This window comes from Streptomyces sp. NPDC049541, assembly GCF_044465725.1.
Taxonomy (GTDB): domain Bacteria; phylum Actinomycetota; class Actinomycetes; order Streptomycetales; family Streptomycetaceae; genus Streptomyces.
Genome location: NZ_JBITLY010000006.1, coordinates 1 through 12,998, shown reverse-complemented (window position 1 = coordinate 12,998; position 12,998 = coordinate 1). Strand labels below are relative to the sequence as shown.

The following is a 12,998-nucleotide window of genomic DNA, read 5'->3' as shown; positions in this document are numbered from 1 at the left end:
TCGTGAGCCCTGTACGTCGCTGTTCGCGCACCGCTTGCGGCCGTCCCGCCGTCGCGACGCTGACGTACGTCTACGCCGACTCGACCGCGGTCCTCGGCCCGCTCGCCACCTACGCCGAACCCCACTGCTACGACCTGTGCGCCGAGCACTCCGAGCGCCTCACCGCCCCGCGCGGCTGGGAGGTCGTCCGCCTGCTCGACGGCTCCGCTCCGGCCCGCCCCAGCGGCGACGACCTGGAAGCGCTTGCCAACGCGGTCCGCGAGGCGGCCCGCCCCCAGGAGCGGGCGGCAGGCGCCGGCGGTGGCGGGGCGCGCACGGCGGACCCGATGGAGGTCGCACGCCGCGGGCATCTGCGGGTACTGCGCTCTCCGGACAACTGAGCCGCGCTTCCCGTCCCCCGTTCCGCCCAGTGGTGCACATCCATTGAGGTGCCCTTCGCGCGGACACGATCGTTTCGGTGATGTTGTCTGGTGGGAAAACGCTTTCCGTATGCCGGAATCCAAGAGGTTGTCCTGTGGGACCCGGTGCCGACTCACTCGGCCGGTCCGCCCTCGAGGCGCACCTGGCGGGCCTGATGGGGCTTCTGGCGGCCGCTCTGGGCGCCTGCCCCGCCCTACCGCGTGCCGCTCGATCAGACGCTCTCCAGCGCCGCCCAGGGGGTCGGCTTCGGCCTTTCCCACCCTGTGGACCGCGGTGAACGCCCAGCGCCGCTCCTTCGGGCGGCTGTCGGGCGGCCCGTGCATCCAGGCGCTCGTGGTCGCGTTCTGCTTCGGCGCGCCACGGAGTCCAGCGGCAGCGCCGTCGCCTGCGCGAGCGTCCCGACCGGTGTGCCCATCGCCCCGAAGGCGACCGGCGACGAGCGCGACGACCGCGGCGCGCACCGAGTCGAAGCCGAGGCTTCCTGCCCTGGTGTGCGGAGTCGCCTTCGCCGTCGCCCAGTTCGCCGCCTCCAACTACGTCGCCGCGCAACTTGCCGACATGGGTGCCTCCTTGGTGGGCGCGGGCGCCCTGGTGGCCGTACCGCAAGCGCGCGTACCCGCCTCCGAGTCGGTACGCGCGCGCGTACTGACCGGCGTACGCAGCGAGGAACTGGAGAGCAGGACGCACGCCCCGAAGTCCCGCGCGACTGCTGTCGGCCGGCGGCACGCTCGTGTTGCTCGCCGGCGTCTGCACGGCGGTCGTGCTCGGTGTGCACGCGCGCGTGGTGGTCAAGGAGTGGGCTGTCATGAACCTTCCGGGAAGAGTCAGGGCAGCATCCAGTCCAGGACCGGTGAGCTCAGGCCCACCACGATCAGGCACATCACCAGCAGCAGGCCCGCGCTCCAGGGCAGCACCTTGCGCAGCAGATCCCCCTCGCGGGCCGCGGTCACCTGGAGGGCTCCGAAGAGGGCGTTGGCCGAGGTGTCCGGATCCTCCCCCGTCCTTCCCGGTTTCTCACCCGTCTCTGACCTGAGGCTACGGCTGGAAGCCCACTCCGAGACCGCACGACGCACGGCCTGCCGCTACGGGTAGTTTGAGGCGACCGATAGGACTTCAGGAGGGTTGGCCGTGGCTGCTGATCTGTCGCAGATCGTGAAGGCGTACGACGTACGCGGGGTGGTCCCGGACCAGTGGGACGAGTCGCTGGCCGAGCTCTTCGGTGCGGCCTTCGTCCAGGTGACCGGTGCGGACGCGATCGTGATCGGCCACGACATGCGGCCGTCGTCCCCGGGCCTGTCGCGTGCCTTCGCGCGCGGGGCGGCCGCACAGGGCGTCGACGTGACCGAGATCGGCCTGTGCTCGACCGACCAGCTGTACTACGCCTCGGGCGCCCTGAACCTGCCGGGCGCGATGTTCACGGCCTCGCACAACCCGGCGCAGTACAACGGCATCAAGCTGTGCCGCGCGGGCGCGGCGCCCGTCGGCCAGGACACGGGCCTGTCCCGGATCCGCGAACTGGCCGAGCAGTGGAGCGAGTCGGGCGCCCCCGAGCCGGTCGCCGAGCCGGGAACCATCACCTCGCGCGACACGTTGTCGGACTACGCGGCCCACCTGCGCTCCCTCGTCGACCTGACCTCCATCCGCCCCCTGAAGGTCGTCGTCGACGCGGGCAATGGCATGGGCGGCCACACCGTCCCCACGGTCTTCGCCGGCCTGCCCCTGACCGTCGTACCCATGTACTTCGAACTCGACGGCACGTTCCCCAACCACGAGGCGAACCCGCTGGACCCGGCGAACCTCGTCGACCTGCAGCAGCGCGTGCGCGAGGAGTCCGCCGACCTGGGCATCGCCTTCGACGGCGACGCGGACCGGTGCTTCGTCGTGGACGAGCACGGCGACCCGGTCTCGCCGTCCGCCATCACGGCCCTGGTGGCCGCGCGCGAGCTGGCCAGGAACGGCGGCAAGGGCGTGATCATCCACAACCTGATCACCTCCTGGTCGGTCCCCGAGGTGGTGCGCGAGCACGGCGGCACCCCGGTCCGTACCCGAGTCGGCCACTCCTTCATCAAGGCCGAGATGGCGAAGTCGGGCGCGATCTTCGGCGGCGAACACTCGGCGCACTACTACTTCAAGGACTTCTGGAACGCCGACACGGGCATGCTGGCCGCACTCCACGTCCTCGCGGCCCTCGGCGGCCAGGACGGACCGCTCTCCGCCCTGACCGCCGAGTACGACCGCTACATCGGCTCCGGAGAGATCAACTCGACGGTCGCCGACCAGGCCGACCGCCTGGCGGCCATCAAGGCGGCGTACGGCGCCCGCGAGGACATCACCCTCGACGAACTCGACGGCCTGACGGTCACCTCCGCCGACTGGTGGTTCAACGTCCGCCCCTCCAACACGGAACCCCTGCTCCGCCTGAACGCGGAGGCAAGGGACGAGGCCACCATGACAAAGATCCGAGACGAGGCCCTGACCATCATCCGCGCCTGACCGCACCGGGCAGGGTCGGCCTCCGACACCACCACGCCAACCCGGCCGCCACCCTTTCTGACGCCAACGGGGATCTTGCAGCCCGCTCGACGCCTGAGGCCGCCGTCCCGCCCCCACCCGCCGCCGGGGGCCGCGTCTCTTTGGTGCCGGTCGGTAACTTCAGCCGGTCTGGCGTGTGGGGTCGGGGTCGGGGTCGGCGTCCCGATTCCTCGCCCGTCTGCCGGGGTCGTGTCTCTTCAGCGCCGGTGGGTACTTTCGGCTGGTCTGGCGTGTGGGGTCGGGGTCGGCGTCCCGATTCCCCGCCCGTCTGCCGGGGTCGTGTCTCTTCAGGGCCGGTCGGCACCTTCAGCCCGTCCGGCGTTTGAGGACAAGGCCGTTCAGGCCGATGGGGGTCCAGGGGGCGGAGCCCCCTGGCGGGGTCGAAGGGGCAGCGCCCCTGGAGACGGGAACGGGTAGGGGCGGCGGGGGCGACCCCCTCCCACAGCCACCCGACCCGACCCCGTCCCAACCCCGGCACCCCGCCCCCCACGGCGGTACGCTGACCAGGCACATCCGCACACGCACTCGCGCGCCCCCCGAAGGGACACACCCATGCCGCTCGAAGCCGGCCTCCTGGAGATCCTCGCCTGCCCCGCCTGCCACGCCCCGCTGAAGGAGCAGGAAGCCAACGAGCAGGAAACCGAGCTGATCTGCACCGGCAAGGACTGCGGCCTGGCCTACCCCATCCGCGACGGCATCCCCGTCCTGCTCGTCGACGAGGCCCGCCGCCCCGCGTAACGCCGAGCCCGCCACCCGCGCAAAAAGGCACCCGCAAAAGCCACCGCGCAAAAAAGGCACCCGCGCGAAGAGGCACCCCGCGCAAAAGGGCACCCGCGCAAAGGGGCACCGCACACCAAGCCCCGCCGCGCGCACAACCCGGCGCACACAAAGAACCCCCGGCGATCGGAGGCTGCCGCCCATGCTCGACGAATCGCTGCTCGACACCCCCGAGGCCCTCTCGGAGGCCGACCGCCGCGGCCTGCTACGCGGCGCCGCCGAGGCAGGCGCCCGCGTCCGCACAGCCGCCCGGCACGCCGCGGAGGCCGGCGTGGGCGACCTCAAGCCCGACGGCCGCCCCCGGGCGGTCCTCATCGCCGGCCCCGGCGCCGCAGCGATCTGCGCCGCCGACCTCCTCGGCACGCTCGCCGGCCCCGGCAGCCCCGTCATCCGCCTCGCCCCCACCGGCGTCGCCCCCGCCGCGGGTGCCCTGCGCTGGGAACTCCCGGGCTGGGCCGGCAGCGTCGACCTGCTCCTGATCACCACCCCCGACGGCACCGAACCGGGCCTGTCCCTGCTCGCCGAGGCGGCCTACCGCCGCGGCTGCACGGTCGTCGCCGTCGCCCCCGCCCGCACCCCGCTCACCGAGGCGGTGGAAGGCGCCCACGGCCTCTTCGTACCGATGGCGACAGCCCCGTACGAGCAGGACGAACAGGAGCTCGCCGCCTCCGCCCCCGGTGTCCTGTGGGCGCTGCTCACACCCCTCCTCGCCCTTCTTGACCGCACCGGCCTGGTCACCGCGCCACCGGAGGCCATCGAGAAGATCGCCGACCGTCTCGACCACATCGCCGAACGCTGCGGCCCCGCCATCGCGACCTACAGCAACCCCGCCAAGACGCTCGCCGCGGAACTCGCCGACGCGCTGCCCGTCGTATGGACCGAGGGCGTCTCGGCAGGCCCCGCGGGAAGGCGTTTCGCGGCGGCCCTCGCCGAACTCTCCGGCCGCCCGGCGGTGGTCGCCGAACTCCCCGAGGCACTCGCCGCACACAGCGCCCTGCTGGCCGGCCCGCTCGCCGCCAGCGCCGACCCGGACGACTTCTTCCGTGACCGCGTAGAGGAAGCACCCGCCCTGCACGCGCGCGTGGTGCTGCTCCGCGACCGCCCGATCGAAGGCCTCACCGCCGCACCCGCCGCCCGTGACCTGGCCCTCAGTCACGACACGCCGATCAGCGAACTGGAACCGGAACCCGGCGGCGAACTGGAGACCCTCGCCGAACTGATCGCCATCACGGATTTCGCCGCCGTTTACCTGGCGCTCGCCTCGGGGGCCTGACGTTGACCCGCGCAACCCGCGCTTACTGACCAGCGCCCGCCGAGCGCGGCGTACGTACGGAGACGAAGACACAGCATGGACCGCCTCGACAACACCATCCGTCCCTACGCCTGGGGTTCGACCACCGCGATCCCGCATCTGCTCGGTGCCGAACCGACCGGTGAACCGCAGGCGGAGATGTGGATGGGCGCCCACCCCGGCGCCCCCTCGCGCACCGGACGCGGCACGCTCGTCGAGGTCGTCGACGCGGACCCGGAGAAGGAACTCGGCCCGGCCGCCGTCGCCAGGTTCGGCCCCCGCCTGCCCTTCCTCCTCAAGATCCTCGCCGCCGGCGCCCCGCTCTCCCTCCAGGTGCATCCCAACCTGGCGCAGGCGAAGGAGGGTTACGAGGACGAGGAGCGCCGGAACATCCCCGTCGACGCCCCGCACCGCAACTACAAGGACGCCAACCACAAGCCCGAACTGATCTGCGCGCTCACCGAGTTCGACGGCCTGTGCGGCTTCCGCGACCCACTCCGGGCGGCCGCCCTCCTCGACGGCCTCGGGGTCGACTCCCTCAAGCCGTACGTCGACCTGCTGCACGCCCACCCCGAGGACGCCGCCCTGCGTGAGGTCCTCACGGCGATCCTCACCGCCGACCCCGAGGAGATGCACCACACGGTCGCCGAAGCCGCGGCCGCCTGCACCCGTCTCGGCGGCGACTACGCGCCCTACGCCGACATCGCCCACCACTACCCGGGCGACCCGGGCGTCATCGCCGCGATGCTTCTCAACTACGTACGTCTGCAGCCCGGCGAGGCCCTGTTCCTCGGCGCGGGCATCCCGCACGCGTACCTGAACGGCCTCGGCGTCGAGATCATGGCCAACTCCGACAACGTCCTGCGCTGCGGTCTGACCCCCAAGCACGTCGACGTCCCCGAACTCCTGCGCATCGTCCGCTTCGAGGCGAGCGACCCCGGCGTGCTGCGCCCCGAGGCGTCCCCGGACGGCGAGGAGGTCTACGAGACCCCGATCGACGAGTTCCGGCTGTCGCGCTACGTCCTCCCCGAGGGTGGCTCCGCTCACGACCTCACCCGCGCCACCCCGCAGATCCTGCTCTGCACGGCCGGTTCCGTGCAGGCGGGCGGACACGAACTGCGCCCCGGCCAGTCGGTGTTCGTCCCGGCGGGCGAGAAGGCCGAAGTGTCGGGGGCGGGTACGGTCTTCCGGGCCACTGTGATCGTATGACCGGGGTTGTGGATACCTGAAGCGCCGTCGTCGGGCAGGGCTGCAAGAATGGCCCACCGGCAAAGGACGGGCAAAGCCGTGACGAGGCGGGGCCCCGGACGGCGTACGTACGTAGGCGAAGGGACAACGCGGACAGATGAGCGCGTCAGGCGGCACCAGGGCGATCGTGGCGGCACTCGGCGCCAACCTCGCGATCGCGGCATCGAAGTTCGTGGCGTTCGCGTTCAGCGGTTCCTCGTCGATGCTCGCCGAGGGCGTCCACTCGCTCGCAGACTCGGGCAACCAGTTCCTGTTGCTGATCGGCGGCAGGAAGGCCCAGCGCGAGGCGACCCCGCAGCACCCCTTCGGCTACGGCCGCGAGCGCTACATCTACGCCTTCCTCGTCTCCATCGTCCTCTTCTCGGTCGGCGGCATGTTCGCCATCTACGAGGGCTACGAGAAGATCCGCCACCCGCACGAGCTGGAGCACTGGTACTGGCCGGTGGGCGTCCTCGTGTTCGCGATCATCGCCGAGGGCTACTCCTTCAAGACGGCTATCAAGGAGTCGAACGAGCTGCGCGGCAAGCTGTCCTGGTCGCAGTTCATCCGCCGCGCCAAGGCACCCGAGCTGCCCGTGGTCCTCCTGGAGGACTTCGGCGCGCTCATCGGTCTCGTCCTCGCACTCGGCGGCGTCGGCCTCGCCCTGCTCACCGGCGACGGCGTCTGGGACGGCATCGGCACGGTCTGCATCGGCATCCTGCTCGTCCTGATCGCCCTCGTCCTCGCCGCCGAGACCAAGTCCCTCCTCCTCGGAGAGGCCGCCGGGATCGACGAGGTCAAGCAGATCGAGGCGGCCATCGTCGACGGCGACACGGTCACCGGCATCATCCACATGCGCACGCTCCACCTCGGCCCCGAGGAACTGCTGATCGCCGCCAAGATCGCCGTCCAGCACGACGACACGGCCGCGGAGGTCGCCTCCGCCATCAACGCCGCCGAGGCCCGCATCCGCGCCGCCGTCCCCATCGCCCGCGTCATCTACCTCGAGCCGGACATCTACAGCGAGGCCGAGGCCGCCAAGGGCCCCGACCGCGAGGCCACCCCCGGCGGCCCGACGCCACACCCCGCCGGTCACTGACACCACTTCGCCGTACGCCCAAGGTGCCCGCCGAACGCTCGGCGGGCACCTTTCGTCATCCCGCACGGCCCAGCGCGGAGCCGGGGGCACGACGGCACGCTTCCGTACGCCCACCGCCGCGATCCCGCCCAGTTCCCGTCCTCGGCCGGCATGCTGCAGCGCCGTCCGCGTCGTGCCACCGCCCGTGGGGGAGGGCCGCCGGATTGGTCACATCGATCTCCTCACGCCTTTGTGGCGCAAAACGCCGTCCCGGACGCCTCGCAAGATCGATCAGCAGTTCCCGATCTCCTGGCGTCCGGCAACATCCGCGGCCCTGCTCAAAGCTGTGAAAGCCCCTGTTCGACCTGGTCTGCTGCCTCCTGTTCTCCCGTTCGTAGCCGTCCTGTTATCGCCCCCCAACCCTGGAGACCGGCACCCGGCGAAGGCCCCGATCAGCGTGATGTGTTCGAAGGCGGACTGGGGTCGCACGAGCGGCCGGTGTAGCTTGGAACCGAGCCAGACGTCGCTGCTGATGGCGGTCGGGCGGTCCCACCGCGGACCGACCGAGGGAGAGAGGGCCTCCGACGGACTGCGCTGCGCGTACGCGGGCATGCCTGTGTCCTCTTCGGGCACCCCTGTGTCCGCCGCCGCGCAGACCAGCCGTACCCAACCCTCGTCCCAACCCCGAGGAGCAGCTCGCAATGACGACTGTCGACAACCGACAGGACTTCAAGGTCGCCGACCTCTCCCTGGCCGACTTCGGCCGCAAGGAGATCACCCTCGCCGAGCACGAGATGCCCGGCCTGATGGCGATCCGCAAGGAGTACGCCGAGACCCAGCCGCTGGCCGGTGCCCGTGTCACCGGCTCCCTGCACATGACCGTGCAGACCGCCGTGCTCATCGAGACCCTGGTCGCCCTGGGCGCGCAGGTCCGCTGGGCCTCCTGCAACATCTTCTCCACCCAGGACCACGCGGCCGCCGCCATCGCCGTCGGCCCGAACGGCACGCCCGAGAACCCGCAGGGCGTCCCGGTCTTCGCCTGGAAGGGCGAGACCCTGGAGGAGTACTGGTGGTGCACGGAGCAGGCGCTGACCTGGCCGGACAGCCCCACCGGCGGCCCGAACATGATCCTGGACGACGGTGGTGACGCCACCCTCCTCGTCCACAAGGGCGTCGAGTACGAGAAGGACGGCAAGGTCCCCTCCGTCGACACCGCCGAGTCCGACGAGCACCGCGTCATCCTCGAACTCCTGCACCGCACGATCACCAACGGCTCGCAGAAGTGGACCCAGCTCGCCTCGGAGATCCGCGGCGTGACCGAGGAGACCACCACCGGCGTCCACCGCCTGTACGAGATGCAGCGTGACGGCGTCCTGCTGTTCCCGGCGATCAACGTCAACGACGCCGTCACCAAGTCGAAGTTCGACAACAAGTACGGCTGCCGCCACTCCCTGATCGACGGCATCAACCGTGCCACCGACGTCCTCATCGGCGGCAAGACCGCGGTCGTCTGCGGCTACGGCGACGTGGGCAAGGGCTGCGCGGAGTCCCTGCGCGGACAGGGCGCCCGCGTCATCGTCACCGAGATCGACCCGATCTGCGCCCTCCAGGCGGCGATGGACGGCTACCAGGTCACGACGCTGGACGAGGTCATCGACAAGGCCGACATCTTCATCACCACGACCGGCAACAAGGACATCATCATGGCCTCGGACATGGCCAAGATGAAGCACCAGGCGATCGTCGGCAACATCGGTCACTTCGACAACGAGATCGACATGGCCGGCCTCGCCAAGATCCCGGGCATCGTCAAGGACGAGGTCAAGCCGCAGGTCCACACCTGGACCTTCCCCGACGGCAAGGTGATCATCATCCTGTCCGAGGGCCGTCTGCTGAACCTGGGCAACGCCACCGGCCACCCCTCGTTCGTGATGTCCAACTCCTTCGCGGACCAGACCCTGGCCCAGATCGAGCTGTTCACCAAGCCCGACGAGTACCCGACCGGCGTGTACACGCTGCCCAAGCACCTCGACGAGAAGGTCGCCCGGCTCCACCTGGACGCGCTCGGCGTGAAGCTGACCACGCTCCGCCCCGAGCAGGCCGCATACATCGGCGTCGACGTCGAGGGCCCGTACAAGCCGGACCACTACCGCTACTGAGCGGCTCGGCGCAGCCGATGGTGAGCGTGTCGGTGCGCTGACGCGCTCACCAGCAGCAGTTCCTCCGAGGCAGGCCCCCGCACCCCCGTGTCGGGGGCCTGCCCCTTTGGCTCCGAGGCCCGTCCGCCGGACCAGCCCGTCAAGACCCAGGACCCCCATGCCCCGCGGCCGTTATTCGCTCCACGATCCGCACGATCACACCCCCCTCGCAGAAGAGCACTTCCACTGCGCCCCCGGACCTTCCGGCTGGCGCTACGTCTCGCAACTCACCACTCCCGCGGGCGATCACCAGGGCTCCGTCGACCTTGCCCTCGACGGGCTGGGCCGCCCCATCCGCCTCGAGCTGCATGCCGCGGGCTGGCAGGTCCGCGGTGCCGCTCTCGACGGCGTCACCTGGGTCCGGACGGACCCCACCGGAGTCCATGCCACCGAAGGCAACGTCCGCGCCCACGCCTTCACCGGCACCTCCCCCGCGTTCCTCATCGCCACCACCCGTCTCCTGCGCCTCACCCCCTCCGCCACAGCAACTCGCGTACGCCTCATCGCCTTCACCGACCCCGTCCTCGCCCCGCGCACCGTGGACCAGTCCTGGGCCTTGGTGAACAGAGAAACACACGCCACTGACAACACCCCCCTGACCGTGGACGAGTACCAGGTCACAGCCCTGGACACGGGTGAGCAGCACGCCGTACACATCGCCGGCGACGTGGTGCTCGCCGCGCCAGGCATCGAGCTCGAAGACCTCGAATCGCCGCCGTCGACATTCACCTGAATTCACCTGAGCGAGAAGGTGGCCGAAGTGGTGCAGGGGAACGCGCGGACACAGCTGCCGGGACCAGACGGCTCCTAGCTGGGGGCGCGAGGGGCCTACGCCGGCGGTACGAACCCGGTGGACTCGGTGGTTGTGCCCGCCGGCCGGTCGCTCGACGGTGCATCCGGCTGGCTGGTCTGCACGGTCTCGTGCGCCGGAGCCGCCTGCGCCACATGGGCAGCCGTCGGAGCCACCACCGGGGGGAATTCAGCCGGGGGCTCGTAGGAGCCAGGCGCACCAGCCGGATGCACGGCACCCGCAGCCGGGCTCCCGACCGCGGCTCCATTCGCGAAGGCCCGTCGCGCCTCCCGAGCCTGCCGCTCCTGCAACACAGCCGCCAGAAACGCCGCCGGGGGAACCCCCTGCGGAACCGGCGTACCCGTACGCGCCGAGAGGTCGGATGCGAGTCGCTCCGCCATCGCCCAGCCGACCTGCGGATCCAGCTGCTGCATGCGCGACAGATACTGACGGACGGCGAGCCACAGCCCGTCGGGAACCGCAGACAGATCAAGCCCCGAGAACCTCCCGGCCAGCCAGGGCGGTGGCGGAGGCAAGAAGCCCGTCCGCACCACAGGCACCCTTTCCCGAACGACGAGGGTCCCGGCGAATACGTCGCCGAGCCGTCTCCCGCGAGCCGACACAAGGGATGCGATGCAGGCGACCACCCCGAACGTCATCAAGATCTCGACCACACCGATCCCACCCCGAACCAGGGCATGCCGGAACCGGATCGGCCCCCCGTCGTCCCGCACCACCCGCAGCCCGCACGCCAGCTTTCCGAGCGATCGCCCATGGCTGAGCGTCTCGACCGCGATCGGCCCGCCCACCAGCAACAGAACAGAGGTCGCGATCGACACCGCGATCTGCGCCGCGTCATCCAGCGAAGCCGTGGCAGCGACGAGAGCGATGGTCAGGACCACGTAGACGAGCATGGCCACGGTCAGATCGAGCAGTACTGCAAGCGCCCTGCTGGGCAGCCTCGCGGGACGCAACTCCAGCGCCACCGCCTCGCCCGTCACTAGCTCACTCACGCCCGTAGTCCTTCCCCTGGCCTGCCCCGTGAACGGCCAGTCTGCCAAGCTGAGGGCGCATCGCGCCGCAGTACGAAAAGCTGACCCCAGGACGAGCCGCCGACGAACAGCCGAGGAGCAGGCAAACCGATGGACCTCGACGTCTTCGTCACCGCCCACCGAGCCGAATGGGATCGCCTCGACGCCCTCCTCAGGCGTCAACGCCGTCTCACCGGCGCCGAGGCCGACGAACTCGTCGTGCTCTACCAGCGCACGGCCACTCACCTCTCTCTGATTCAGTCCAGCGCCCCTGACCCGCAGCTGACCGGACACCTCAGCCAGCTCGTGGCACGCGCGCGTAGCGCAGTCACAGGCACCCGACGTGCCTCCTGGCGAGACGTCACCCGCTTCCTGACGCAGGGATTCCCTGCTGCGGTCTACAGATCGCGCCGTTGGTGGGTCCCCACGGCGCTTCTTTCCACCGTCGTCGCTGTCCTCCTGGGCTGGTGGATAGGCACCCACCCCGAGGTGCAGGCCACGATTGCGGCCCCCGGCGAGCTGCGTGAACTCACCCGCCCAGGGGGACAGTACGAGACGTACTACTCGAGCCACCCTGCGGCGTCCTTCGCCGCCCAGGTCTGGACGAACAACGCCTGGGCCGCCGCTCAGTGCCTGATCCTGGGCGTCTTCCTCGGTTTGCCCGTCCTCTGGATCCTCCTCCAGAACATGATCAACCTCGGGGTCGGCTTCGGGCTGATGTCCTCGGCCGGCCGACTCGACACCTTCCTCGGCCTGGTCCTCCCCCACGGCCTGCTCGAGCTGACGGCTGTCTTCGTAGCCGCCGGAACCGGCCTCCGTCTGGGCTGGACCCTCATAGACCCGGGCCCCCGCTCCCGCCGCACAGCCCTCGCAGAGGAGGGCCGTGCCGCCGTGGGCATGGCGATCGGCCTCGCGCTCGTCCTCTTCGTCTCAGGCGCCATCGAAGGCTTCGTCACCCCCTCCGGCCTGCCCACGTGGGCTCGAATAGGCATCGGGGTCGCTGTGGAACTCGCCTTCCTCGTGTACGTCTTCGTCCTGGGCGGCCGAGCGGCCCGTGCCGGAGAGACGGGTGACGTCCAGACAGCGGAGCGCAGCGCCACGGTGCCGACGGCCGCCTGATGTGCGGCCGCGCCTCCCGACCTGTTAGTCTCTCCTTCGCCCCACAGGAGCCGTTGACACGGACCAAGTGGGGAGGTAGATTCGAACAGTTGCCTGGAACTGGATCTAGTCCGGTCGGCAGCCGTGAGTATCTGTCTGCTTCTCGGAAACATTGATTTCGAGGAAGCCACTCCCGATGAATCGGAAATGAGCGGCCGGTCAGTCCGGCTCAAAACTTCTGATAAAGTCGGAACCGCCGGAAAGGGAAACGCGAGAGCGGGAACCTGGAAAGCGCCGAGGAAATCGGATCGGGAAACGGTCTGATAGAGTCGGAAACGCAAGACCGAAGGGAAGCGCCCGGAGGAAAGCCCGAGAGGGTGAGTACAAAGGAAGCGTCCGTTCCTTGAGAACTCAACAGCGTGCCAAAAATCAACGCCAGATATGTTGATACCCCGACACCAGGAAGTTTCCTGGTGGCGAGGTTCCTTTGAAAAAACACAGCGAGGACGCTGTGAACCGCCCGGGCTTGTTCCGCCCGGCGGTTCCGCTCTCGTGA

Annotated in this window: 11 protein-coding genes; 9 read left to right on the top strand and 2 right to left on the bottom strand. The window is 70.1% G+C overall.

Annotated features, from left to right (window positions below):
* Nucleotides 1-2: 2 nt before the first annotated feature.
* The gene (locus ACIBW9_RS22620) at nt 3-380 is read left to right on the top strand and encodes a DUF3499 domain-containing protein (protein WP_030941657.1); all 378 of its coding nucleotides are present in this window, start codon (nt 3-5) and stop codon (nt 378-380) included.
* Nucleotides 381-1,244: 864 nt separating this feature from the next.
* Here the strand turns inward: ACIBW9_RS22620 and ACIBW9_RS22615 are convergent.
* Complete coding sequence (locus tag ACIBW9_RS22615) at nt 1,245-1,370, bottom strand: hypothetical protein (protein ID WP_398958731.1); 126 nt, start codon at nt 1,368-1,370, stop codon at nt 1,245-1,247.
* 178 nt (nt 1,371-1,548) lie between these two features.
* On the opposite strand from ACIBW9_RS22615, the gene ACIBW9_RS22610 reads away from it, so the two are divergent.
* The 7 genes from ACIBW9_RS22610 (at nt 1,549) to ACIBW9_RS22580 (ending at nt 10,256) form a co-directional block, all read left to right on the top strand.
* Entirely contained in the window at nt 1,549-2,913 is a 1,365-nt protein-coding gene (locus ACIBW9_RS22610) for a phosphomannomutase/phosphoglucomutase (protein WP_398957685.1), read from the top strand.
* 591 nt (nt 2,914-3,504) lie between these two features.
* Nucleotides 3,505-3,690 carry a Trm112 family protein gene (locus tag ACIBW9_RS22605; protein WP_344402083.1) on the top strand — a complete coding sequence of 62 codons (186 nt, stop codon included), beginning with the start codon at nt 3,505-3,507 and terminating at the stop codon, nt 3,688-3,690.
* Between the two features lie 181 nt (nt 3,691-3,871).
* Entirely contained in the window at nt 3,872-5,002 is a 1,131-nt protein-coding gene (locus tag ACIBW9_RS22600) for an SIS domain-containing protein (RefSeq protein WP_398957682.1), read from the top strand.
* Nucleotides 5,003-5,077: 75 nt separating this feature from the next.
* Nucleotides 5,078-6,229, top strand: a complete 1,152-nt coding sequence (gene manA, locus ACIBW9_RS22595; protein ID WP_398957680.1) for a mannose-6-phosphate isomerase, class I — start codon at nt 5,078-5,080, stop codon at nt 6,227-6,229.
* Between the two features lie 136 nt (nt 6,230-6,365).
* Nucleotides 6,366-7,346: a cation diffusion facilitator family transporter gene (locus ACIBW9_RS22590; RefSeq protein WP_398957678.1), complete on the top strand. Its 981-nt coding sequence runs from the start codon at nt 6,366-6,368 to the stop codon at nt 7,344-7,346.
* Nucleotides 7,347-8,026: 680 nt separating this feature from the next.
* Complete coding sequence (gene ahcY, locus ACIBW9_RS22585; RefSeq protein ID WP_398957676.1) at nt 8,027-9,484, top strand: adenosylhomocysteinase; 1,458 nt, start codon at nt 8,027-8,029, stop codon at nt 9,482-9,484.
* 157 nt (nt 9,485-9,641) lie between these two features.
* A complete protein-coding gene (locus tag ACIBW9_RS22580; RefSeq protein WP_398957674.1) occupies nt 9,642-10,256 on the top strand; it encodes a hypothetical protein in 615 nt (204 codons plus the stop codon).
* A 95-nt stretch (nt 10,257-10,351) separates the two neighbouring features.
* On the opposite strand, the gene ACIBW9_RS22575 is transcribed toward ACIBW9_RS22580, so the two are convergent.
* The gene (locus ACIBW9_RS22575) at nt 10,352-11,326 is read right to left on the bottom strand and encodes an RDD family protein (protein ID WP_398957672.1); all 975 of its coding nucleotides are present in this window, start codon (nt 11,324-11,326) and stop codon (nt 10,352-10,354) included.
* Between the two features lie 129 nt (nt 11,327-11,455).
* Here ACIBW9_RS22575 and ACIBW9_RS22570 point away from each other — a divergent pair, with 129 nt between their 5' ends.
* Complete coding sequence (locus tag ACIBW9_RS22570) at nt 11,456-12,463, top strand: stage II sporulation protein M (RefSeq protein ID WP_398957670.1); 1,008 nt, start codon at nt 11,456-11,458, stop codon at nt 12,461-12,463.
* Nucleotides 12,464-12,998 lie beyond the last annotated feature (535 nt).